General features: G+C 60.2%; 20 protein-coding genes. 4 read left to right on the top strand and 16 right to left on the bottom strand.

Annotated features, from left to right (window positions below):
* Nucleotides 1-75: 75 nt before the first annotated feature.
* From QSV77_RS10850 to QSV77_RS10865, 4 genes are all read right to left on the bottom strand, one after another.
* A complete protein-coding gene (locus tag QSV77_RS10850) occupies nt 76-702 on the bottom strand; it encodes an outer membrane protein (RefSeq protein WP_302733442.1) in 627 nt (208 codons plus the stop codon).
* A 266-nt stretch (nt 703-968) separates the two neighbouring features.
* Entirely contained in the window at nt 969-2,366 is a 1,398-nt protein-coding gene (locus QSV77_RS10855) for a HAMP domain-containing sensor histidine kinase (RefSeq protein ID WP_302733444.1), read from the bottom strand.
* A gap of 35 nt (nt 2,367-2,401) precedes the next feature.
* Nucleotides 2,402-3,076, bottom strand: a complete 675-nt coding sequence (locus QSV77_RS10860) for a response regulator transcription factor (protein WP_302733446.1) — start codon at nt 3,074-3,076, stop codon at nt 2,402-2,404.
* Between the two features lie 193 nt (nt 3,077-3,269).
* Complete coding sequence (locus QSV77_RS10865; protein ID WP_302733447.1) at nt 3,270-3,908, bottom strand: TetR/AcrR family transcriptional regulator; 639 nt, start codon at nt 3,906-3,908, stop codon at nt 3,270-3,272.
* A gap of 142 nt (nt 3,909-4,050) precedes the next feature.
* On the opposite strand from QSV77_RS10865, the gene QSV77_RS10870 reads away from it, so the two are divergent.
* The gene (locus QSV77_RS10870) at nt 4,051-6,087 is read left to right on the top strand and encodes an NADH:flavin oxidoreductase (protein WP_302733448.1); all 2,037 of its coding nucleotides are present in this window, start codon (nt 4,051-4,053) and stop codon (nt 6,085-6,087) included.
* Nucleotides 6,088-6,114: 27 nt separating this feature from the next.
* Here QSV77_RS10870 and QSV77_RS10875 read toward each other — a convergent pair whose 3' ends face one another.
* Both QSV77_RS10875 and QSV77_RS10880 read right to left on the bottom strand, forming a co-directional pair.
* A complete protein-coding gene (locus tag QSV77_RS10875) occupies nt 6,115-7,473 on the bottom strand; it encodes an ATP-binding protein (RefSeq protein ID WP_271362396.1) in 1,359 nt (452 codons plus the stop codon).
* The gene (locus QSV77_RS10880; protein WP_046801585.1) at nt 7,473-8,135 is read right to left on the bottom strand and encodes a response regulator transcription factor; all 663 of its coding nucleotides are present in this window, start codon (nt 8,133-8,135) and stop codon (nt 7,473-7,475) included. Before QSV77_RS10880 ends, QSV77_RS10875 begins: the two co-directional genes overlap by 1 nt.
* 142 nt (nt 8,136-8,277) lie before the next feature.
* Here QSV77_RS10880 and dsbD point away from each other — a divergent pair, with 142 nt between their 5' ends.
* Both dsbD and QSV77_RS10890 read left to right on the top strand, forming a co-directional pair.
* On the top strand, nt 8,278-10,140 hold the full coding sequence (gene dsbD, locus QSV77_RS10885; RefSeq protein ID WP_302733451.1) for a protein-disulfide reductase DsbD: 1,863 nt from the start codon (nt 8,278-8,280) through the stop codon (nt 10,138-10,140).
* Nucleotides 10,137-10,745 carry a DsbA family protein gene (locus tag QSV77_RS10890; protein WP_302733453.1) on the top strand — a complete coding sequence of 203 codons (609 nt, stop codon included), beginning with the start codon at nt 10,137-10,139 and terminating at the stop codon, nt 10,743-10,745. Before dsbD ends, QSV77_RS10890 begins: the two co-directional genes overlap by 4 nt.
* Before the next feature lie 98 nt (nt 10,746-10,843).
* Here QSV77_RS10890 and QSV77_RS10895 read toward each other — a convergent pair whose 3' ends face one another.
* The 3 genes from QSV77_RS10895 to QSV77_RS10905 form a co-directional block, all read right to left on the bottom strand.
* Nucleotides 10,844-11,506 (bottom strand): DsbA family protein, encoded by a 663-nt coding sequence (locus QSV77_RS10895; protein ID WP_302733455.1) that lies wholly within the window; start codon nt 11,504-11,506, stop codon nt 10,844-10,846.
* Nucleotides 11,507-11,540: 34 nt separating this feature from the next.
* Nucleotides 11,541-12,269 (bottom strand): L,D-transpeptidase, encoded by a 729-nt coding sequence (locus QSV77_RS10900; RefSeq protein WP_206913474.1) that lies wholly within the window; start codon nt 12,267-12,269, stop codon nt 11,541-11,543.
* Between the two features lie 171 nt (nt 12,270-12,440).
* Nucleotides 12,441-13,376, bottom strand: a complete 936-nt coding sequence (locus tag QSV77_RS10905) for a phytanoyl-CoA dioxygenase family protein (protein WP_302733459.1) — start codon at nt 13,374-13,376, stop codon at nt 12,441-12,443.
* A gap of 131 nt (nt 13,377-13,507) precedes the next feature.
* On the opposite strand from QSV77_RS10905, the gene QSV77_RS10910 reads away from it, so the two are divergent.
* A complete protein-coding gene (locus QSV77_RS10910) occupies nt 13,508-14,380 on the top strand; it encodes an AraC family transcriptional regulator (protein ID WP_302733461.1) in 873 nt (290 codons plus the stop codon).
* Nucleotides 14,381-14,654: 274 nt separating this feature from the next.
* On the opposite strand, the gene QSV77_RS10915 is transcribed toward QSV77_RS10910, so the two are convergent.
* The 7 genes from QSV77_RS10915 to QSV77_RS10945 form a co-directional block, all read right to left on the bottom strand.
* Complete coding sequence (locus QSV77_RS10915) at nt 14,655-15,767, bottom strand: endonuclease/exonuclease/phosphatase family protein (RefSeq protein ID WP_302733463.1); 1,113 nt, start codon at nt 15,765-15,767, stop codon at nt 14,655-14,657.
* 121 nt (nt 15,768-15,888) lie between these two features.
* On the bottom strand, nt 15,889-17,283 hold the full coding sequence (locus QSV77_RS10920) for an FGGY family carbohydrate kinase (RefSeq protein ID WP_302733465.1): 1,395 nt from the start codon (nt 17,281-17,283) through the stop codon (nt 15,889-15,891).
* Nucleotides 17,283-18,545, bottom strand: a complete 1,263-nt coding sequence (locus QSV77_RS10925) for an FAD/NAD(P)-binding oxidoreductase (protein ID WP_302733466.1) — start codon at nt 18,543-18,545, stop codon at nt 17,283-17,285. The genes QSV77_RS10920 and QSV77_RS10925 overlap by 1 nt, the downstream gene beginning before the upstream one ends.
* Nucleotides 18,542-19,939 (bottom strand): NAD(P)/FAD-dependent oxidoreductase, encoded by a 1,398-nt coding sequence (locus QSV77_RS10930; protein ID WP_302733467.1) that lies wholly within the window; start codon nt 19,937-19,939, stop codon nt 18,542-18,544. Before QSV77_RS10930 ends, QSV77_RS10925 begins: the two co-directional genes overlap by 4 nt.
* 181 nt (nt 19,940-20,120) lie before the next feature.
* Complete coding sequence (locus QSV77_RS10935) at nt 20,121-20,915, bottom strand: ABC transporter permease (protein WP_302733469.1); 795 nt, start codon at nt 20,913-20,915, stop codon at nt 20,121-20,123.
* A gap of 12 nt (nt 20,916-20,927) precedes the next feature.
* Nucleotides 20,928-21,806, bottom strand: a complete 879-nt coding sequence (locus QSV77_RS10940; RefSeq protein WP_271362408.1) for an ABC transporter permease — start codon at nt 21,804-21,806, stop codon at nt 20,928-20,930.
* Nucleotides 21,803-22,876, bottom strand: coding sequence for an ABC transporter ATP-binding protein (locus tag QSV77_RS10945; RefSeq protein WP_302733471.1), 1,074 nt, complete (start codon nt 22,874-22,876; stop codon nt 21,803-21,805). The genes QSV77_RS10940 and QSV77_RS10945 overlap by 4 nt, the downstream gene beginning before the upstream one ends.
* Nucleotides 22,877-23,001: the final 125 nt, after the last annotated feature.

A 23,001-nucleotide genomic window follows, 5' to 3' on the forward strand; every position in this document is an offset into this window, starting at 1 on the left:
TTTACCGCCGCTTCCATGTTGAAAGCGGCGATATTCTTTTGAACTCTCCCTGGAATCTGTCATCGGATCGGCCGCTCAGAAACGATAGTTCAGGCCGGCCTTGATGACATGATCGGTCACATCGGTTTTTGACCGCCCGCTCGAGGTCGTCGTGGTGACATTTCCGGTGCTCACATAATTATATTCAAACTTGGCCGACAGACCGCCACCAAAGCTCTGTTCCAGACCTGCTCCCAGCAGATAGCCCTGTTTCCAGCCATCGGGACCGTTAACGCCATTCGTATCCTTGAATTTCGTCGTGGTCAGGCCGGCGGTGCCGTAAACGAGCGTGCGGTCAAGCGCAACACCGGCCTTCAGCTTGGCCGCGCCCCGGAAGCGCTCTCTCAACCGACCGTTCGGCACGCGTGCTTCGTTTCCAAGATAGGAGCCTTCCAGTTCCGCGCCGACAACGCCGGAGCCGAACTGGAAATTATAGCCGGCCTGTACGCCACCCGTCAGACCCCGGCCGCTGGCCAGCGGATTAAATCTCGGGGAGGCGATGCCGCCATGAGCACCGACATAAGCCCCACCCCAGGAAAAGGCCGGCGGATTGGCATAGTCGAATTGCTGCGCATTGTAGTTGGTAAGATCAGCCGAATAGGCACTGGTTGCGACCATGACGGCAGCCGCTACGGTGACAAGCGATTTTGCGATGAACGACATTAAATGACTCCAGACGAAACCGATGCGCCATGCTCTGACGGCTGCAGGGTTTCCGTTCGCGTTGAAGAACCGGAAACCGGCTCCCGTTGATCTCCTGTGCGGATGGGCTCAGCAGATACGGTCATTTTCCCCACGAGAATTACGTCTGGATTGCATGAAACGAATTTATTGAAAAATAATCCAGTAATTTAATATAGTTAAATGAAATTCCTTAACTAAATTGTAAGAAATTTCCCCATGCCGGCGCAGCCTGATGCCTAATATTTTTAGACGACGGCAACAGCCTTATCTCGCAAAATTACCGATCGAATTTCCAGCCGAACACCAAAGCCGGGATCAAGGTCGAGGAACGTAACGCGGCCGCGATGAAGCTCCGCCGCCTTCTGGACCAGGTTGAGACCCAGACCGGCACCGGAAGAGTTCGTATTGATGCGATGGAACGGTTCAAATACCTGCTCGCGTTCCGCAACGGGTATGCCCGGCCCCTCATCACAGACATCTATGGTTCCAGCTGCGCCAATCCGGATGACGATCGCGCCTTTGCCGCCACCATGATCGATGGCATTGCGAATGAGGTTGACGACCGCCATCTCGATGATCGAGGTCTGGACCGTGAAGAGAGCCTTTCCTTCGCTGGGTTCGAAATCGAACTCATAACCGGCATCCATCGCAATCGGCGCAAGATCGGTCGCGATGCGTTCGACGAGAACGTTCAGATCCTGCTCTTCGGCAGGCAGTTCCACCGCGCCCACCGCCTGCATTTCAAGAAGCTGATGCGCGACGCGGGTGAGGCGGTCGATATCTGCCCGCAGCTGCCGGCTCAGCTCGTCATCGGGGAGAAGATCGGCCCGGACGCGCGCAATCGCAATCGGCGTCCTCAGTTCATGGGCGGCATCGGCCAAAAAGCGGTTGCGGCGATTATAGCCTTCGTCCAGTTTCGAGAGCGCAACATTGAAAGCATCCACCAGCGGAATGATTTCATTCGGCACCTTCGAGCGATCGATCCGGGCGGAGCGGTTTTCGAAATTGATCGATTGTGCCTCGGCTACCGTTTCCATGAGACCGCTCAGCGAACGGCCAACCGCACGGGGCGTCACCAGCAATGTCGCAATACCCGTCAAGAGCAGCATGGGCACGACGGCGACAAGGATGATGAAACCGACACCGGGCAGCACGGTCAGCCAGCGGATGGCACCATCGGCATCCTTTTCGAGATCCAGTTGCACATTGATCCACAGACTGATGCCGTCATTCGGGAAGCCTTTTTCCGTCCCGGCAATGAACTGCAGCCGCCCGGCCGGCGTATCGCGGTTTTCCATGGTGGCCCGGACTGTTTCCCCGGCCTCCAGACGCGCCCTCTCGATGCCCCGGGGAAACACCGCTTCCAGAGCAGGCGCCGGGATATCCCCATATTGCAGGACGATTTCGTCGGCGTCCCGCACGACAAACCAGAGATTAGAGTAGCGCTGCTTCAACGCCTCCAGATCGGGCGTAGCCGACACCTGTGGCCGGCCCTGCCCATCCTTTGTCACGCTTTCCGCAATGATGCGTGCGGCCTCTTCATTGGCGCCTTCCAGCCGCGGATCGATGATCCAGATCCAGCCAACGAGAAGAATGACGAAAAGAACGAGAAAAAATACCTGCAAGGCGAAAAGGCGCTTCATCAGCCCCCATCGCAGGGATCGGTTGCGCTCCGGTCTCATGTCTTTGCCCGGATGAGATAACCGATATTGCGCACGGCTCTTATCTCCACCGTCGCTTCGGCCTGCACCAGCTTCTTCCGGATGCGCGAGATATGCGCATCGAGCGCATTGGATTCGATCTCATCGTCGAGCGTATAAACCGCTTCGATCAGGCTCGACCGTGTCACGATGCGGTTCGGACGCCGCATCAGCGCTTCGAGCGCCAGATATTCCCGACGCCGCAACTCGAGGACGGAACCCGCAACGCTGACTTCATTGCTTTTCGGATCGATACTGAGATTTCCGAAGCTGGTATATTTGTCGGAAATCGAAGGGCCGCGCCTGTGAAGGGCCCTTAGGCGGGCAAGCAATTCCTCGATTGCGAAAGGCTTGGCGAGATAGTCATCCGCCCCCGCATCCAGCCCATCGACCCGGTGATCGACGCTTCCAAGCGCCGTCAGGACAAGGATCGGTACGGAATGTTTCCGGCGGCGAAGCGAGGATACGAGGCTCAGCCCCTCGCCATCCGGCAGGCGACGATCCAGAACCAGCACATCGTAGGAGCCATCCCGCGCAAGGGCATCGGCATCGCTGATGGTGCTGACATGATCGGCAAGCACATCACGCCGGCGCAGGGCCTCGAGCAGCGCACGCGCCATTTCGGGTTCATCTTCAAGAAGCAGGATTCGCAATGACTTTCCCCCAAAGACGAGCTCTTGCCATCCTCACCACTGTTCGGTGAAGGTTGCAGGTAGATTGCAGGCGGGCGGGCCCTTCTTCTTGTAGCACCGCAACCAACATAATCCGACTGGCATCGCAGGCGTTTGGCGACACCAAATTGCTGTCCTTGTATCGTCCAGACATGCCGTGATCAGCGATCGGGCGTCAGACCTCGGGGGCAGGCCTGTATCCGTGTCTGGCATAAAAGCGGTCAAGCTCGCGCTGCTGCGGCACCTCGCCGGTATAGATCGCGATATAGTCCGCAATCCTTCTCATTCGCACCGCCACATCTTCCTCGACCTGCATGGAAATGTAACCGATCTGCACGAGATAAGTGGTGCGGGCGCGCACGTCTGCCGTATTTTCAGGGTGGCCGAAACGCATGAACATGCGCGAAAGCGCTTCCATTCTCATCTGGTCGGCTTTGCAAAGCTCGGCAAGAATATCATCGGACTGCAGCGCCCAACTGCGAACCGCGAATTCGAATTTGCTGTCGAAAAGCGAGGAATCCAGCCAGCAATCGAAAACATTCAGCATCGCCTCGGCCAGGGTTTCCGCATAGGCCTCCGATTGCCTGAGGATACTTCCCGTGTTCTTCTCGCGCCAGCGGGACAACAGCGCCGCCAGCAATTCCTCCCGGTCCTTGAAGAACCAGTAGAAGCTGGTGCGAGAGAGATTGAGCTTTTTCGCCAGAGGCAGGATCTTGACGGAATCCACCCCGGATTCCAGCAGCGCCTCGTAGGCGGCCTCAAGCCAACCCTCCTGCGATCCACGCCAACCGGTTTCATTCAATGTCGCTTCCATGACAATTGCGTAGCAAATCAGTCCCTGCACGACAAGGCAAAGCGTACACTCTTGTCGAACTCACAAACACCAGTGTTTTCTTAATTGACACATATGTACATTTTCTCTTAGCCTTGTGTCATAACCGTTTTGGAGCAGGCACATGTCGAACGATCCCCTTCTTCAGCCCTATCAGCTCAAGCATCTGACGCTGCGCAACCGCATCATCGTCACCTCCCACGAACCCGCCTACCCCGAAGACGGCATGCCGAAAGGGCGCTACCGCGCCTATACCGTCGAGCGGGCCAGGGGCGGCGTGGCGCTGACGATGACGGCGGGCTCTGCCGCCGTATCGAAAGACAGCCCGCCCGTTTTCAACAATCTCTTGGCCTACAAGGATGAAATCGTTCCGTGGATCCGGGAAATGACCGACGCCGTGCATGAGGCGGGTTCGGCGATTATGATCCAGTTGACGCATCTTGGCCGCCGCACCCGCTGGGATAAGGGCGACTGGCTGCCGGTCCTCGCGCCATCGCATCAGCGGGAAGCGGCGCACCGCGCCTTTCCGAAGAAGATCGAGGACTGGGATATCGAGCGCATCATCAAGGATTTCGCCGACGCTGCCGAACGGATGAAGGCGGGCGGCATGGATGGCGTGGAACTGGAAGCCTATGGCCACCTCATCGACCAGTTCGTCTCACCCCTGACCAACGAGCTTGACGGCCCCTATGGCGGCTCGCTTGAAAACCGCATGCGCTTCTGTCTCGACGTCTTCAGGGCGATACGCCAACGCGTCGGCGACGATTTCATCCTCGGGGTTCGTTACACCGCCGATGAATGTCTTGAGAACGGCACCGGCAAGGCGGAAGGCATCGAAATCTCCAGACGGCTAAAGGAGAGCGGCCTGATCGACTATCTCAACGTCATCAGGGGGCATATCGACACCGATCCCGGCCTTACCGACGTCATCCCCATTCAGGGCATGGCCAGCGCGCCGCATCTTGATTTTGCAGGCGAAATCCGCGCGGCGACCAGCTTCCCCATCTTCCATGCCGCCAAGATCCAGGATGTCGCCACCGCCCGGCATGCGATTGCCGCCGGCAAGGTCGACATGGTCGGCATGACCCGCGCCCACATGACCGATCCGCATATCGTCCGCAAGATTATGGAAAAGCGGGAGGAGGACATCCGCCCCTGTGTCGGCGCCAATTATTGTCTTGATCGCATTTATCAGGGCGGCCTCGCCTTCTGCATTCACAATGCGGCAACCGGCCGCGAGGAAACCATGCCGCATGAAATCACCCGGGCTGAGAAAAGCCTGAAGGTGGTGATTGTCGGCGCTGGCCCGGCAGGCCTTGAAGCCGCAAGGGTCTGCGCCGAGCGCGGCCATGCGGTCGTGGTCTTCGAAGCCGCCAGCGACGCCGGCGGCCAGATCCGCCTGACCGCACAGAGCGAACGCCGCCGCGAAATGATCGGCATCATCGACTGGCGCATGAGCCAGTGCGAGAAGCTCGGCGTCATCTTCCATTTCAACAGCTGGGCGGAGGCGGATACGGTTGTCGCCGAAAAACCCGACGTGGTGATTATCGCTACCGGCGGACTGCCGCATACCGAGGTGCTTTCGAAGGGCAACGAGCTGGTCGTCTCCGCATGGGATATCATTTCCGGCGACGTCAAGCCGGGCACCAATGTTCTCGTCTATGATGATGCCGGCGACCACACCGGGCTTCAGGCCGCCGAATTCATCGCCAAGGCGGGCGGCAAGGTCGAGATCATGACGCCGGATCGCTCTTTCGCCCCGGAAGTCATGGCCATGAATCTCGTGCCCTATATGCGTTCGCTGCAGAAACGCGACACGACATTCACCGTCACCTACCGGCTGGAAGCGGCGGAAAGAAGCGGCAACCAGATCATCGCCCATGTCGGCAGCGATTATGGCGGCGTTTCGAAACAGCGCGTTGTCGACCAGATCGTCGTCAATCACGGCACAATCCCGCTGGACGAGCTTTATTTCGAGCTCAAGCCCGGCTCAAAGAACCTCGGCGAAATATCCTATGACGCGCTGATTGCGGGCGCGGCCCAGACCGTCGAGCGCAATCCTGCCGGCTCCTACCGGCTGTTCCGGATTGGTGATGCGGTCGCAGCGCGCAACACCCATGCGGCAATCTACGACGCACTGCGCCTCGCAAAGGACCTCTGAGAGAGAGCCGCCCGGTGGCGGCCTCCTTCATAATTCAAGCGATACCGCGAACCGCTGACCAAATTGCGAAAACTGCAATCGCCCCCCCAGCCGGTCGATTGCCATCTTGACGATGGCAAGTCCAAGGCCGCTTCCACCCGGTTCCGATCGCGGCGAACGGTAGAAGCGCTGCAGCACCCGTTCCTGCTCCTCCACCGCGATCCCTGCCCCTTCGTCGATGACCACGACATTGACCTTGCCGTTTGCCAGTTCCGCCCGGCATTCCACCGTCGATCCCTTCGGCGAGTGCTGCACGGCGTTTTCCATCACGTTGCGGATCGCAAGACGAAGCAGGGACCGATCCGCCTCGATGAGGATCGTATCCGCCTCTTCCGAAAGCCGGCAGGTAATTTCAACCTCGCGCGCTCGCCTGAGCGGTTCCAGCTCCTGTATGACATCAAGGATCAGACGGGGAATGTCGACGCCGGCTTTCGTCGCCTGCGCTTCAGTGGCATCGACGGCAGCTAGGTCGATAAGCTGTTTTGCCATCCGGCTTGTCCGGTCGACGCTTTGCTCGATGCGCCGCAGCGCCTGCTGCTGCACCTCGGGATCGGTGGAGCGCATGGCCACCTGCGCCTGCGTCTTCAGGCCGGCAAGCGGCGTCTTCAATTCATGTGCTGCATAGGTCGTAAACTCGCGTTCCCTCTCCCGCGTCGCCTGAACACGCGCCAGAAGGCTGTTCAGCGCATGGATCATCGGCCGAAGCTCCGATGGCGTTCCCTTGTCGGCAAAGCCGTGGAGCTCAGTCGCGTCGCGCGCTTTCATGCCGTTTGCGAGCTTTTGCAAGGGCGCAAGACCCCGGGAAACACATAGCCAGATAAGGCCAGCCATCAGCGGCATGATGAAAAGCGCCGGATAAAGAAGTCCCTTGATGACATCGTCAACCAACCGGTCGCGAACCTCGACACTGTCACCCACCAGAACCCTGACACCAAGGTCCGGCTTTACGACCGCATAAACACGCCATTCGATGCCGTTGATGACCGTATTCTGGAAGCCCGAGGCATGATCCGAAAGGGAAGCATCCGGGGCGCTGTCCGATTTGCTGAGCAGACGGCCGCTGATGGACCAAATCTGGCAGGCGAGCTGGCGTTCGTAGGAGGGTATCGCCGCCGCATCAGCGTCCGCGTCCTCATCATGCGTCGGTGAATGGCCGTCTATCAGGCGGATATCGACAGGGCGGTCGCCAACGAGGGATCCGACCATTCTTGCCGATTCCACCAGCCGCGCATCAAGAACATGCTCCAGCCGCGCCTTCGTGCTGGTATAGATCCACACGCAGGCCGACAGCCATACGAGGCCCGTCATCAACAGAAGCACGGTAAACAATCTTGCCCGGATCGACATCACGCAACCCTCCCGACGCGGTAACCGACGCCACGCACCGTCTCGATGAAACCGGCGCCCAGCTTGGAACGAAGCTTGTGGATGTGGACCTCGATGGTGTTGCTTTCCACATCCTCCTGCCAGCCATAGAGCTTCTCTTCCAGAACCGGCTTTGAAAAAATCATGCCGGGATTCTGCATGAGGGCATGGATGATCGCAAATTCGCGGCGCGACAGCGCAATGACACTGTCGTCCTTCTTCGCCACCATCTTCGCCGGATCGAGCGTCACGCCCAGCGCCGACAGCGTGCCCTCGGAACGCCCCTCGCCACGGCGGATGATCGCCCGCAGCCGGGCGGCAACCTCATCAAGATCGAAAGGCTTGCCCAGATAATCATCCGCGCCGGCATCGAGGCCGCAAATCTTGTCCGTGGTCGCATCCTTGGCGGTGAGCAGGAGGATCGGCACCCGGTTGCGTTCATTGCGGGTGTGGCGCAGAAGATCGAGACCTGACCCGTCAGGCAACATCACATCAAGGACAACGGCGTCGAAACGGCAATTCTCGAGGGCGATTTTTGCGTCGCCAAGCGTCATGACGGCATCGACGGTGAAGCCGGCAAGCTGCAGCCCGACACGCAGACCATCAAGCAGGACATCATCGTCCTCGACCACCAACAGACGCATTGAGCACTCCATCATTCCGGCACACGGGTATTTTGATGCGCGGGAACCTGAGAAACGAACCTTAAGGCTGGCTTAAGCTTCCAGCCGGAAGCCTGCGCCATCCATGGCTTATCCCACAAGGCCTACCCCATAAGGAAAGAGAATGCGTTTCAATTTTTCGTTCGTGCTCCTCGTTCTCATGTCCATTTGCGGACCGGCGCTCGCGCTCGGTCCGCCGATGGACATGGCGGATGCGTTCAAGCTTTCGATAGACCGCACGGGAACGGCGGCCACCTTCCGCTGGCAAGTCGCCGAGGGATATTATCTCTATCGGGAGAGCCTGCAGGCCAGCACTGAGGACGGAACGAAGCTCGATCTCAGGACGCAGGCCGGCGAGATGAAGGATGATCCCGGCTTCGGCAACACCGAAGTCTATTTCGGGCAAGCCGCCGCCACGCTCGCCGACGCGCCGCAGACGATGAAGCTGACATTTCAGGGATGCCAGGATGGCGGCATCTGCTATCCCTTCAGAACGGTCGCCATTGACGGTTTGCGGATCGAAGCGGAGGCACCGTTCGGCATAAGGCCGCAGGATCCACCCGCATTTCAGTCCTTCGCCCTGATCGCCCCGTCCGCAGAACCGGAAAAGGCTGAGCAGTCAGTACCCTCACCCGCACCCCCGGCCGAGCCAGGCATGGTGGAAGGTTTTCTTGCCCGAGGCGGCATCGCGCTGCTTCTCGCCTCCTTCATGGGTCTTGGCGTACTCCTCGCATTCACGCCCTGCGTATTTCCCATGTACCCCATCCTCGCGGCCACGCTCGGCCGGCAGGGCGCTTCATTGTCACCCGGTCGCAGTTTTCTCCTCTCCTCAACCTATGTCGTCGCGCTTGCCGCCGCCTTCAGCCTGTTCGGCATACTGGCCGCATGGCTTGGACAGAGCTTCCAGATCGCCCTCCAGTCACCACCGGCCATTCTCATCACCGCCGCTGTCTTTATCATTCTGGCGATCGCCAGTTTCGGCATGGTCGAGGTCCAGCTTCCGGCCGGCCTTCGCGACCGGCTGGCGCGATCGCAGCGTTCGCTCGGCGGATCGTTCGGCTCGACCGCCATTCTCGGTTTCAGCTCGGCGCTGCTGATCGGCCCCTGCGTGACGGCGCCGCTTGCAGGCGCACTTCTCTATATCGCCAAGACCGGCAACCTGCTGCTTGGCGCAGCGGCGCTCTTTGCGCTCGGCATCGGCAAGGGCATTCCTCTCATCCTCATCGGCACCTCCGGCGCGGCATTGCTGCCGCGGGCCGGCGCATGGATGGCGCAGATACGCTGGTTGTTCGGCTTCATCTTTCTTGCCACCGCGATCTGGTATCTCGACCGGCTCATTCCTCCATCCGCAACACTCGCGCTTTCCGCAGCGCTGCTCGTTACCATCGGTGTTTTCTTCGGTGCTCTCGACGCACTGCCGCAACAGGCCGGCATTGGCCGCCGGCTGATGAAATCGGCCAGCCTTCTTTCCATGCTTTACGGAGCGTTTCTCGCTTTCGGCGCGGCAAGCGGCGGCACCAGCATGCTCCAGCCGCTGCAATTCTCCGGCAGCCCGGTCGCCAGCCTCTCCCTGCCCGGCCTGACAAAGGCGAGTTTTGCAACGGTGAGTTCCAATCGGGAATTGACAGTCGCCGTCGCTGAAGCAGGAAAACCAAGCCTCGTCTACTTCACCGCGGACTGGTGCGTTTCCTGCCGCGTCATCGAGCGCTCCGTTCTGAGCGATCCACAGGTCGCGGAAAGCCTTAAGGATACGAACCTTGTCTCGGTCGATCTATCGGACATGACGTCAGACAAACAGCAATTGATGAAAGACAGCAACGTCATCGGCCCGCCGACCATGCTGTTCTTCGACAGAAAAGGAACCGAACTCCCCTCCATCCGCATGGTGGGCGAGATTTCGGCCCGTTCACTCATCGATGCGGCGGCGCAAACGCATCAGGCGCTTGCAAAACCGGCAATCGACAATACTGCAGGAGCCCGCCAATGACCCTTACACGCCGACAGCTTGTCGCAATGGCCGGCCTTGCCGCCATTGCTCCCCCTTCACTTGTTTTTGCCGAGACAGACCCGACAAGCCGGCAGATGGTGCTGCACGATCCGGACGCCCCGGTCCTCGGCAATCCGAAAGGCGACGTGACGGTGGTGGAATATTTCGACTACCAGTGCCCCTATTGCAAATCGTCCTACGGCATGGTGCGCGACGTGGTCGAACAGGATGGCAAGGTGAGGCTTGTGCTGAAGGACTGGCCGGTCTTCGGCGGCGCATCGGTCATCGCTGCGCAGGCGGTGCTCGCCAGCGCCAGGCTTGGCAAATATGAAAAGACGCTGGACGCCATGTTTCACACGCCGAACAAGCTGCAGCAGGCCGATGTCGAAAAGGCCCTCAAGAAAGCGGGCCTGACCTTCGACGGCGTCGGCAAGGCCGTTATCGAGCATCAGGCATGGATTTCCGGCCTGCTGGACCGGAACTGGGTACAGGCCGCCGCCTTCAAATTCGTCGGCACGCCATCTTTTGTGGTGGGAACGACGAGCTTTGCCGGTGTCCTCGACCGCAAGGGCCTGAAGGAAGCAATCGCCAAGGCACGGGGATAGGACGAGACGGCAAAGGGCATCGGCACTGCGATGCCCGGCCGGAATGTTAAAACGATGGTTTCAGACCGACTGGACCTGAAACCATCATTCTCCGGAGGCTACGCCTGTTCACGCGCTCTTTTGAAAAGGTCGGTAAAGGCTTCCGCACTCTGTACCGCACCGGGGACGAGGAACTTGCCGATGATGAAAGCAGGCGTTCCCGTCAATTGCAGCGACATCGCCTGTTCATGATTGCGCGCAAGCAGATCATCGATCTCCGCCGCTTTCGATTTCATGTCACGCTCGAGACGGGCAAAGTCGATGCTTGTCGCACGCACGGTGTCACGCATCTCGTCGGCCTTCACCTTCGGCGTCTTGATCGCCATCAGCGCATCATGGACGATGTGATAACCGTCCTGATATTTTGCCGCCAGCGCCAGTCGCGCTCCCTCGACGGAGTCGGGCGTTATGATCGGCCAGTCCTTGTAGACCATCCTGACATCCCCGTCTGCCGAGACCGCATTGCTCATGGGAACGGCCGTCTTTTTGCACCAGGGGCAATTATAGTCGAGAAAGGCGACCATGGTGAGCTTGCCGGCGGGATTGCCGGAGACGGGTGTCGCCGGATCGCGCAGGATCATCTCAAGCTTCAGACCGTTGGGCGAGGCTGCTGTCGGCGATGCGACGGCCGAGACCACCGAAATCGAGCCGAGGAGAAAGGCACGACGTCTGAGCCCGGCAAGGGCTGAAACATCCGCGCGGTTTCGAACATCATGTGCCATGGTGATGGGCCTTCTTTCTTTTCCGTATCGGTCGTCAGGCGGCAAGTTGCTGGCGTTTCGAGGGGTCGGGAATAACCACGATGGTGCTGCCGTCCCTCACATTGTTGAAGAGGTCGATGACATCCTGGTTCAGCAGACGGATGCAGCCGGAGGAAACCGCCTTGCCGATCGAAAACGCCTCCGGTGTTCCGTGCAGGCGGTAAAGCGTGTCCCGGCCGCCCTGATGAATGTAGAGCGCCCGCGCGCCGAGCGGGTTCTTGAGGCCGGGTGGCATTCCGCCATTGGCGATGCTGTAGGGCTGGAGGCTGGGCTGCCGCGCCACCATCTCGTCCGGCGGGGTCCATTTCGGCCATGCCCGCTTGTAGGCGACAATCGCCCGGCCGGCCCAGGAGAATCCGTCCCGGCCGACGCCAATGCCGTAACGGGTCGCCTTGCCACCCGGCAGAATGTGATAGAGAAACTTGTTCGGCGTATCGACGATCAGTGTGCCGGGCTTTTCGTCGGTCGGATAATCGACGACCTGCCGCCAGTAGCGGGGGTCCACCTGCTTGATGTTCACCGCCGGGATCGGGAATGTCTCATCGGGAAGCGCCGCATACATTGCCGGCGTGGCCGGCGCAGGCGTCTCGGGCAAGGGGTCGTCGTTCCTCGACAGCGTCGCCGGCTTTGGTGGCTGACCGGACGTGGCGCAACCCGCCAGCAGGCCCGCAAGCCCAAGGGCAAGAAGGTTTCTGCGGGTGGTGAAAATCGGGATATCGTGCATTCTGGGCTGTGTCTCCTATTCGGCGACACATAGCCGGCCCCCACCTTAAGCCAGTCTTAAGGCCACCATCCGCACGGCAATTCGTCCGGATCGGCGTTACTGCCGATCATCGACAAGATAAATGACCGCCCCCTGGAGCGGTCATTTCCTCCGTGTGTTCAATGCAGTTCATCAGCGGGTCAAACCAAGCAGCTTTTCACCGAGCGGGTTGAGCCTGGCGGTTTCGGCATGGCGTTTCTCCCATTCACGCGGATCACCGGGAAAGGCGTCGCGCTGCGGATGATCAAGCTCCTTCCAGAGCCGGATCCGCTCCTGCCGTTCTGCCTCATTGTCGAATTCCGCCGGGTGCATGGAGATGTATTGGGCCATGCGCACGCGGCCATCGGAATGATTGGGACGCACGCCGTGGGCAAGCAGCGAGTTGAAAATCATCAGATCGCCCGGTTCCATATCGATATTGACGACGGAGAGGCCAGCCATATCCGGATGCATCGGATCACGATCTTCCGGCTGCGTCTTCACCCATGCGTCAAAATGCTCAAAAAGATAGGGCACGCACTGAAAACCGCCGACATCGCCGTCCTGCTTCTGCAGGCTCAGCACGCCCTGTACGCCGATCGGCAGCGGACGGATGGACGTATCCACATCCCAGTGGATGAAGCCGTTGGGATTGCCCTTCACCTTTTTCGGCGGATTGAGATTAGCGCGATCGATGGTGACCCACAGATCCTCCCGGTCCCATATGTCGACGAAGACGTCATAGACCCGCTGCTCCACGCGATTGTCCCAGAGATACTGGTGATTATAGATCTCCAGCATGCCGGTATTGTTCAATTCCTTCATCTTGTGTTCGCGCCTTTGCGGCGCATACCACGTCGAAGCGTCGGCCGGATCCTTCTCATCGAATTTCCAGAGCAGATCGACAAGGCGTTCCACATTCGCCGCAGGCACCGCCTGACGGACAATGATATATCCCCTCGTCGTCCAGTGCTGCCAGTCCGCTTCCGACAGGACGCGCAGCGGCAAGGTCTTTTTGATATCCTTGAGCTGGGTCGTGGCGGCCGTCGTCGGATGGCTGTCGCGTTTGATTGCTGCGGTGGATTGCATGTCGTTCTCCCATCATCATCTCCCTGACCATCAGGCGATGAAAGGAAAGCTACGGTTTTCCCGGTGAAAGTGTTGTCCGCAGATGGACAATACTGATACTATTCCAGCGTATAAATCCCAAAAGGCGCGGAATGAGACCACATCTCGAACATCTACCGACATCGCCGGAGTCATCCTGGAGCAGGCTCAACCGGCGGCTTGACGACGCCATTCCGTTCGAATGGCACCACCATCCCGAGTTCGAGCTGACATTGACGCTGAATTCCCGCGGGCAGCGGTTCGTGGGTAATCATGTGGCCGATTACGATCACGGCGACCTCGTGCTCATCGGCCCGAACCTGCCGCACACCTGGGCGTCGCGTGACAAACTCGATCCGGCTGAACCCCATGTCGCCCTCGTCTTCTGGTTCAGAAAAGAATGGATCGAAGGACTGGCCGATGGATCGGTGGAACTGGCGCCCGTCAGGCGTCTCATCCAGAACGCCGCAACCGGACTGGCGTTCGATCCCGCGCTTGGTCGGGCTCTGGCGGATGATTTTGAAGCGATATTTTCCCGTCCACCAGTCGGGCAGCTGACCGGACTTCTGGATATTCTGGCGCGGCTGGCCGCAGAGGATAACGGCGCGCCCCTGTCAACCGTCGTGCCGCAACAGGTGGAAGGGGACCGTTCGCGGATTGACCGTGTCCTGATCCATCTGCACCGTCACTACCATGAGCCGCTCCGCATGGAGCAGATTGCCGCAATAGCCGCTCTCAGCGAATCCGGCCTGCACCGGATGTTCAGGAAACATACGCAGGTCAGCATGTCGGATTATCTGATCGGCCTCAGGGTCGGCGAAGCCTGCGCCCGACTTTCAGGCACCACCCAGCCGATCCGGCATATCGCTGCCGATGTCGGTTATGCCTCGCTGGCCAATTTCAATCGCCAGTTCCTGCGTCTGCGCGGCATGACACCGCGCGACTATCGCGCCTCGTTTCATGGTAGCGGCAGGAAAATCCGATAACGCAGCAAAGCTACCGGATTGCCCTTATGCCGCAGCGGCCTGCGTTACTTCGCACCCTGCCCCAGGCGGGGTACTGGTCAACACATCAGGCGAAGCCAGCAAATTTGGTCTCGCGCCCGATGCCGTGGCACCCTTTCTCAAGGAATTGACCGCATTCGACGCAATACGCCCGCGGGTTTCATGACCCTTGCAACCTTCACACTTTCTCTGTCGCCGATCGCGCGCGACAGATCAGCCCACCGCCCCGGATCAGTCGGTGTCACACCGGCAACATTCAAATATCAAGATCGACCCAGAGCGCGGCATGGTCGGACGCGGCGTCCTCCTGACGCTTGACCTCGTCATAGCTTTCCCACTTCTTCGGCCGAACACCCGGCCACATGCCCTTGCGGAACACGCCACCGTCCTTGACCTTTGCAAAAAGGGCGGGAGACAGCAGGATATAGTCGATCTTGTTGGAGGCCGTGCACCCGCCATAGGTGCCGGGGTAACCACCATCATCAAAAGCGTCATGCTTGAAGATGTCTTTTAACGAGGTGCCGCCAAGAAGTGGCTCCAGCGGATCACTGCCGGGAGTGTCGTTGAAGTCACCGATAACAGCAACATATTCGACGCCCCGTTCGATCAGTTTCTCATAGATTTCGGCAATACGCTTTGCCTGTGCCTTGCGCTTGGCATCCGACTTGGCCTTTCCGCCATACCCCTTGCTCTTGAGGTGATTGACCATGACGACAAGCTGAGCGCCGGCGGGCGTGGTGATTTCATATTCCGGGCAATCGCGCGAAAAGATCGCCTCACCGTTCGGTGTGCAATCATCGACATGGCTGTGCATGGCACCGATGGGATAACCCTTGCGGGTCATCATGCCGACATCGATCCCGCGCTCGTCATTGCCGTCGATTACCATTACGTGCCGAAACGGTGTGCCGCCGATCGCCGGCAGGATCTCGCGATTGAATGCGGAAAGCACCGGGCGGCTCTCTACTTCGACGATGCCGAGCACGTCGGCCTCGAGATCGACCATCACCCGCGCGGTATTGCGCATGGCGTGCTCGTTGACCGGCTCGTCACGCAGTTCCAGCGACCCGACCCAGTCAGCCCGGCCATCGGCAACGACCACGACACCGCCCGCAGTCGGCCGCTTGAGCAAACCGCCACGGTTTCGGCGAAGGATAACGAAAGGCCCCGTATCGGACTGCTCCATACCCAATTCGACGACGAGCCGGGCGATCTCGACCTTGTCTGCGTCACTATACTCGACCTGACCAAGCAATTGGTTCAGCGCCGCGAAATGCTCAAGAACCGGCTTTCCCTCTTCCCAACTCCCAAGGTTCATCGCTTTGGCGCGATCAAAGAGGTTTTCAACGTTGTAGACAGCAAGGCGCATCTGATCCTCCCCAGGTTGCAGGGATGATGCACGTTTTACATTTCAAAGACACGACAGTTCGGTCTGGCAGAGGAAATTCACGACGGGCACACCGATGGACAAGATCGTCCTCGCGAAAGCTTTAAGCATTTCGCCAAGTCCGCGCATTGCCCACGGCACGTGCGAAACGATCGTGATCCGTGGCATCAACCGACCCATCGGGCATGAACATCTCGGTATCGTTTCGCATGGCGGCGACATCGATACCGCACAGCTCCGCCAGACCGAGCGCCGTCAACTCCCGCATGTCAGGCACACAGATGGTCCGGCCGCTGGCGGCCGCCAGAAAACGGGCGAAATACCGACTATTCGACAGGCCACCGTCGATGGAGATTTTGTCACCGATGGGAATTGCAGCCGGCATCGCATCGATCAATCGCACCGTCAGCATGGCAATACCTTCCAGCAGCGCGCGCACCATGTCACGCCGCTCGGTGGCATGGTCCATACCGATGAACAGCGGCACGGCCTGTCTGTCCCAATAGGGCGCCGCAAGGCCCGAAAATGCGGGCACGCATACAAGGCCGCGCCGAATGGCGGATGGTCCCTCGAAACCGTCGAGTTCGGCATTATCGGTATATAGGCCGATCTTTCGCGCCCATTCGAGCGCCGCACCGGCGTCGTAGACCCCTCCCTCGATAGCGAAAACGGCCGGCGCACCTTGCCTGTGCCAGCCAATAGTCGGCAAAAGCTCCCCCGTCAGCGGCCGCTCGTTGCCAGCAACAGCCAGCAGGAAAGCGCCCGTGCCAAAGGTTATCTTGCAATCACCGGGTTTGCGGCAACCATGCCCGTAAAGCGCCGCCTGCTGGTCAACGATGGAAACGCGGACAGGCGTTGCCTCGATTGCGCCGAAACCACCATCGACGGGGCCGATGGCGGGCAGGCAATCCAGCGGCACACCGTGAAGCATGCAGAGTTCCGGGCTCCAGTCTCCGGTTGCCAGATCAAGCAGCCCGGTGCGCGAAGCTGTCGCAAGATCGGTGCGGAAACAGTCAGCCAGCCGATCCAGAAAAAACGCATCGGTGGTGCCCAGCCGCAACCGCCCCGCCGCCCTTGCCTGCGTCACCGCTGGATTATGCTTGAGCAGCCACGACAGTTTGCTTGCCGAAAAATAGGGATCGAGCGGCAAGCCGCAAATCTCTTTCGAACGATCCAACGCCGATGGCGGCAGAGCGGCAAGAACATCGGCGGTGCGGGCATCCTGCCAGACGATAATTGGCGACAGCGCCTCACCGCTCTCGGCGTCCCACGCCAGGCAACTCTCGCCCTGATTGGCGATGGCTATCGCATCCACCGGCCCGGCAGCGGCAAGCACCGCGCGGATATTGCGCAACAGTTCCTCGGGGTCATGCTCCACATGGCCGGGCGCCGGATAGAACTGCGCGTGACGCAGGCTCAAGACGACCTGCGCCATGCCATCGCCGACCACAAGGCATCGCGTCGATGTCGTTCCCTGATCGATCGCCGCAATGCGCATCAGTTTGTCTCCCGAACGTGAAAGGCGATCTCGCTTGCTTCAAGCGCAGAGCGGGGAATGGGCACGAGCACACGGCGCTCCGGCAACCACAGGCCGCTCTTGCTCCACACTTCCGTTCCATCAAGATGGAGAGAAAGCCGGCCTCGAACACGTTTGGTAAAACGCAGCTGAAAGTCGCGAAAAGCTGGTCGGTCAAGCCCTCCCCTGCGGAGCATGGTGGGTACCACAAGTTTGACCGGCTCGGTGAAAGTGACGGGTACCATCAGGTCGTTGCAGGGTTCGCGGGCGAGATCGTCGGCAACGGCAGCACCCACGCGGCTACCTTCGCGAAACGACCAGCCGCCCGTTTCCACGGCCCGCAAGAGGTTTCCGCTGGCGAAAAAGATGGGGTTAGCCATCCGGCCGTCCTGATCGATCATCGGCCCGGCGCTGCCTGCCGCCACATCGACCGCGGATGCATTCAAAAGCGCCGCCTCCGGCGTGAACCGCCCGGTCAGAAGAATACCATCGCACTTGACGGTCAGGAGATGGCCATCCGCCAGCCGGATGTCCGCCTCCTCGACACGGCCGCGCCCGCGAATGTCCATAAGCACTGCACCACAATGAAACGGCACCCCGACCAGTCGCGGAAACCATTGGAAAGGCGACCGTGCCAGCGGTTCCGGCTCAGGCTCGATCATCGCCACCGGCCGCGCGCGATGCGCCAGACAGGTCAGAAGCGCAGAGAATGAAACCAGTTCAGAACCAATGATAAGCGGCCGACGAAAGGGCATGATGCCATGAAAGGCAACATGGGATTGTAGCGCGCCGGTGGTGATCACGCCCACCGGCCGGTCGCCGGGCAGAAGCAGCGCCGAGCGTGGTTTTTCCCATGTGCCGGTGGCCAGCAAGATGCGCCGGGCCTTCACGCTCTCGATACCGCGCTCCGATGTGACCAGCAATGCGCCATCCTGTCCGAGTTCGACCACGGAATGACCGGTGCGGATATCGACACCGGCATCCTGCGCTTCCCTCTGCAGGCGTCTCGCATAGGCCGGGCCGAAATAGACGCGCCCGAATTCACGCATGCCGAAAGGCGAGTGCGAGCAATGCCGGGGCGCGCCGCCAAGGGTCGGCTCGCGCTCGAGGATCATCACGCGCGCAATACCACGGGCTTTCAGCTCCAGAGCCGCCGCCACGCCCGCCGGGCCGCCGCCAACCACGATGATATCGGCACATGAAGCGTCTTCACGCTCTTGCTGAACAAGCGTCACGCTGCTCATCGCTCGTCTCCGGCACTGACCGCAAGCGGTACGGCCAGACGGTCACCCGTCATCGCGGCAAGCCGGGCGTTGCAATAAAACCCCTGACAGCGCCCCATGCCGGCGCGGGTGCGCCGACGCAGCCCGCCGAAATCGCCCGGCGGCACCGGACTGGAAAATGTCGCATCGATCTCACGCCGGGTGACAAGTTCGCAATGGCAGACGATTTCGCCATGATCGGCACGCTGCCAGTCCCGCTCGCAGGTTTCGGTCAGGTTTGGCATCGTCACCTCGGGCACGGAGGAAGGCAGGTCAAAGCGGGTGCCGAAACCCGCGTGAAGCGTCAACGCATGCTGTGCCAGCCCGAGCGCAGCGCTGAGGCCCGTGGAACGCACGCCACCGAGCGTGATCGCCCGCCGGTTCGGCCGCGCGGAAATCCGGTAATGTTTCTTGTCAGACGCCGGCCGCAAGCCGGCATAGACGGCGGTCACGGAAATGGGGGCCAGTGCCGGAACGATCTCCGCGCCACGCTTCAGCAGCGCTTGCAGCGTCGCCGTCTCCACGATCGCACGCTCGCGATCATCCTGCTCTTCCGCCGTCGGGCCGATGAGAACATTGCCGAAGGCAGTGGGACAGACCACGATGCCCTTGGTGATTTCGGTGGGAACGGGCAGGACGATGCGCGGCACATGCCGGCGGGCGGCCTTATCGAGAACGACGAATTGTCCCTTGCGCGGCATGATGGTGAATTCGGGGAGAAGCCCCAGCCGCGTATCGACCACATCACCAAACAGCCCTGCGGCGTTGACAACGCTTGCCGCAAGGATCGGACCTGCCATCGTCTCGATCCGCCACGCGCCATCGAACGAACCGGAGAGGACTTCGGCATTGCGCACCAGCTGCGCCCCCAACCCCACGGCCTGCGTGAGATAACCCAGCGGCGCGGACCACGGATCGATGATGTGTTCACCCGAAACTTCGAGCGCGGCGGCAAGATGGCTGGACAGGCCGGGCATGGTTTCGCGGGCCTGCCGCGCCGTGAGCAGGTCGAGTTCGGCAATGCCGTTGCGCCGCCCCTGCTCGGCAATCGCCGAAAGTCTCTCCGCCTCATCCGGATTCCAGGCACAGACAAGTGCACCGGTCTCGACGAGGCTGAGGCCCATCCGCCCGTGGATGGACAGATATTCCGCCCGACCCGCCTTTACCAGTTCCAGCTCCAGACTGCCTTCCGGCGCATCGAAGCCGGTGTGAAGAATGGCGCTGTTGGCCTTCGAAGCCCCGGAGAGAATATCAGCGCCTTTCTCGATAACGACCACTTTCGCACCGGCCAGGGCGAAACGACGGGCGACCGCGCAGCCGACAACCCCGGCACCGATGACGGCAACGTCGAATTCCGTGGAGATGCTCTGGACCATTGGCTTCCCTTTACCTTCGTGGTTCAAAAACGAAATCAACAGACGTGACGGATCGCGCCGACGCAGCAGGCGTTCATCAACGGGAATGAAATTAGTGCTGGTTCCAGTCCGGCAAAGCTGGCGCCGACCCTTTGAATTTAACCAGCCTTACGAGGAATATTTCTCGATATGCCTGCCGCCCTTATTTGACAAAAGTCTTCGTCAGGCCCGCCGTTCGGTCAACGATCAGGACGACGGCAAGCGTCAGCACGATCAGAAGAACAGAAATGGCCGCAACGAGCGGATCAGCCTGGGTTTCAACATGCTGATACATGGCGACGGGGAGCGTTGTGATACGCGGACCGGTGAGGAACAGCGAAATCACGGCCTCATCGAACGAGACGAGAAAGGAAAGCGCCGCCGTCGCGACAACGCCCGGCGCGATCATCGGCATGGTGATGCGGCTAAAGACGGTGAACGGCGATGCCCCGAGCGTCGAGGCAGCCTCTTCGAAGATCAGCGGCAGGCCGGCGAGCGACGTGGTGAGCACACGCAAGGCATAGGGCAGCACGATGATGAGATGCGCGATCACCAGTCCGGTGAACGTGCCGAGCAGACCGGCACCGGCAAAAACGATCAGGATCGCGAGACCGAGAACGATGGTCGGCAGAAGCAGGGGCGCAGTGAAGAAGGCAAGCAATGCATCTGCGCCGATCACCCGCATGCGGACGATGGCGTAGGAGGCGGGCAGCGCAATCAGCATCGACAGCACCGTGACGATGAAGGCGAGAAGCGTACTGGTGCCCAGTGCGCCAATCATCTTGGAATTGTGCATGAGCTCGATATACCAGCGCAGGCTCCAGCCGGAAGGCGGAAAAGTCATGTAGCTGTCGGCTGAAAAGGAAATCGGCACGACGAGCACCACGGGCGCAAGCAGAAAGAGGAACATGACAAAGGCGACAATTTTCAGCGCCAGCGGAACGGGACGTTCTTCCATCTTCGATCTCCTTTACAGAACCGCCCGCAGAAGCCGGGAATAGAGCACCAGGGCAGCCCCGAAAATCACGAGGATGATCATCGAAAGCGTTGCGGCAAGAGGCCAGTTGAGCGTCACAATGGCCTGATCATAGATTTCCGTCGCCAGAAGGAAGACACGGCCGCCGCCAAGCAGCTTGGGGGTGATGAACGAGCTGACGGCCAGAACGAAGGAGAGCAGGCAACCAAGCGCCACGCCGGGCATGGTGAGCGGCACGATAATCCGCCAAAAGACTTTCCAGGGCGATGCGCCGAGCGTTTCGGCAGCCTCCTCGACCCGCGGATCAAGCCTGCCAAAACCGGCGAGCAATGCGAGGATCATATAGGGCATCAGGATTTCGGTGAGGCCGATGACGACGCCGACCTTGTTGAACAACAGACGCACGCCGCTTTCAGCACCCAGGGCGAAGAGGATGTTGTTGATGAGCCCGTCATCCGCAAGGATCGCGATCCAGCCATAGGTGCGCACCACCGCCGAGGTGAGCAGCGGCGAAATGACGAGCACAAGCAGCAGTGTCTTCCAGCGGCCCTGCGCCCGGTGAAGATAAAGAGCGATTGGATAGGAAGCGATGAGCGTCAGAACCGTAATCATGAGGCTGGTCAGGATGCTCTGGCCGATCAGTTCGATATAAAAACCGTCGGTGAGCGTGGACGACCAGTTTGCAAGCGTGTGGGCTTCCCCGAGACCGCCGCCGCCGAGGCTTTCGCGGAAGGAAAGTAAAAGCAGATTGAAGACGGGCATCACAAAGGCCAGACCATTGACCGCGATGATCGGCCCGAGAAGCAGGGTGGCGAGAAACACCATGGAGGACGTGCGGCTGCCGGGAGCCGTGATCATGACCGACGCCGTCATTGGTTTGCTCCGAAAACCAGCGTGTCCTCCACGCGCCAGACGAGACTGACTGCGCTACCGGCGACTACCGGTGTTTCACCGCCGGAAGTCGCACGTTCCACGGACAATATCTGCCCGCCTGCGGCGATCTCGTAGTGGAGAATATCTCCCGCATAATAGACATCGCGAACCTCGCCGGCGATGCGGTTGACCGGCGCTCCATCGAAATCAGGCAAAGCGTCGCCAGCAACCGTCATGGCCATGCGATGCGGCCGTACCATCAGGTCGATCTTGCCGGCGTGTGAGCCGGGGGCACGCAAAACCGCATCGCCGACCGTGATGCGATCGCCGGCCGCGTTGCCCACCAGCCTGTTGGTGCGGCCAACGAAGGAAGCGACGAAAGCCGTCGCCGGGCGCTCATAGAGATCGTGCGGTGTGCCGAGCTGTTCCAGGCGCCCGCCGTTGAGGACGGCGACCTTGTCGCACATGCTGAGCGCCTCGACCTGATCATGCGTGACGAAGATGGAGGTGATGCCGAGCTGTTTCTGGATACGGCGGATTTCGGCGCGCATCTCATCGCGCAGCTTGGCGTCGAGATTGGAAAGCGGCTCATCGAACAAAAGGATGGAGGGCTGGATGACGAGGGCGCGCGCCAGTGCGACGCGCTGCTGCTGGCCGCCGGAAAGCTGGGCGGGACGTCGGTCCTCGCGCCCTTCCAGATGCACCATGGCAATGGCTTCACGCGCACGGCGTTCGGCCTCGGCCGCCGGCACCTTGCGCATTTCAAGACCGAACATGACGTTCTTGAGAACCGTCATGTGAGGGAAAAGCGCGTAGCTCTGGAAAACGAGGCCGATGTCGCGCTTGTAAGGCGCAAGCTGCGTCACGTCCCTGCCGCCAATCGAGATCGAGCCTGAAGAGACGGGAGAGAGGCCCGCAATCATGCGCAGCGATGTCGACTTGCCGCAACCCGAAGGACCGAGGAAGGCAACCAGTTCGCCCTTGGGAATCTCGAGGTTGAGATCATCTACGGCGACCATGGTCTCGTAGCGCTTGGTCAGTGAACGAATCGAGAGGAATCCGGGCTGCATGATGTCTGAAGTTCCCATTCTGGCTTTTTGCCTTTCTTCAGGACATGTCCGGCCGGTTAGGCGCGGAATGGCCTGTCCCTTGATCTATACAGTCGCAGCAGAACTTCGCTGCGCTGTTTCACGGC

The organism is Agrobacterium sp. V1, from assembly GCF_030518355.1.
In the GTDB taxonomy this organism is placed as follows: domain Bacteria; phylum Pseudomonadota; class Alphaproteobacteria; order Rhizobiales; family Rhizobiaceae; genus Agrobacterium; species Agrobacterium cucumeris.

Bases quoted from the DNA above. Each gene is read 5' to 3' on its own strand.
- QSV77_RS10940 (WP_271362408.1), bottom strand. From the start codon at position 21,806: ATGACGGCGTCGGTCATGATCACGGCTCCCGGCAGCCGCACGTCCTCC.
- QSV77_RS10895 (WP_302733455.1), bottom strand. From the start codon at position 11,506: ATGGCACATGATGTTCGAAACCGCGCGGATGTTTCAGCCCTTGCCGGG.
- QSV77_RS10930 (WP_302733467.1), bottom strand. From the start codon at position 19,939: ATGGTCCAGAGCATCTCCACGGAATTCGACGTTGCCGTCATCGGTGCC.
- QSV77_RS10865 (WP_302733447.1), bottom strand. From the start codon at position 3,908: ATGGAAGCGACATTGAATGAAACCGGTTGGCGTGGATCGCAGGAGGGT.
- QSV77_RS10855 (WP_302733444.1), bottom strand. From the start codon at position 2,366: ATGAAGCGCCTTTTCGCCTTGCAGGTATTTTTTCTCGTTCTTTTCGTC.
- QSV77_RS10920 (WP_302733465.1), bottom strand. From the start codon at position 17,283: ATGCGCATTGCGGCGATCGATCAGGGAACGACATCGACGCGATGCCTT.
- QSV77_RS10880 (WP_046801585.1), bottom strand. From the start codon at position 8,135: ATGCGTCTGTTGGTGGTCGAGGACGATGATGTCCTGCTTGATGGTCTG.
- QSV77_RS10875 (WP_271362396.1), bottom strand. From the start codon at position 7,473: ATGTCGATCCGGGCAAGATTGTTTACCGTGCTTCTGTTGATGACGGGC.
- QSV77_RS10890 (WP_302733453.1), top strand. From the start codon at position 10,137: ATGACCCTTACACGCCGACAGCTTGTCGCAATGGCCGGCCTTGCCGCC.
- QSV77_RS10945 (WP_302733471.1), bottom strand. From the start codon at position 22,876: ATGCAGCCCGGATTCCTCTCGATTCGTTCACTGACCAAGCGCTACGAG.
- QSV77_RS10850 (WP_302733442.1), bottom strand. From the start codon at position 702: ATGTCGTTCATCGCAAAATCGCTTGTCACCGTAGCGGCTGCCGTCATG.
- QSV77_RS10925 (WP_302733466.1), bottom strand. From the start codon at position 18,545: ATGAGCAGCGTGACGCTTGTTCAGCAAGAGCGTGAAGACGCTTCATGT.
- QSV77_RS10910 (WP_302733461.1), top strand. From the start codon at position 13,508: ATGAGACCACATCTCGAACATCTACCGACATCGCCGGAGTCATCCTGG.
- QSV77_RS10900 (WP_206913474.1), bottom strand. From the start codon at position 12,269: ATGCACGATATCCCGATTTTCACCACCCGCAGAAACCTTCTTGCCCTT.
- QSV77_RS10870 (WP_302733448.1), top strand. From the start codon at position 4,051: ATGTCGAACGATCCCCTTCTTCAGCCCTATCAGCTCAAGCATCTGACG.
- dsbD (WP_302733451.1), top strand. From the start codon at position 8,278: ATGCGTTTCAATTTTTCGTTCGTGCTCCTCGTTCTCATGTCCATTTGC.
- QSV77_RS10915 (WP_302733463.1), bottom strand. From the start codon at position 15,767: ATGCGCCTTGCTGTCTACAACGTTGAAAACCTCTTTGATCGCGCCAAA.
- QSV77_RS10905 (WP_302733459.1), bottom strand. From the start codon at position 13,376: ATGCAATCCACCGCAGCAATCAAACGCGACAGCCATCCGACGACGGCC.
- QSV77_RS10935 (WP_302733469.1), bottom strand. From the start codon at position 20,915: ATGGAAGAACGTCCCGTTCCGCTGGCGCTGAAAATTGTCGCCTTTGTC.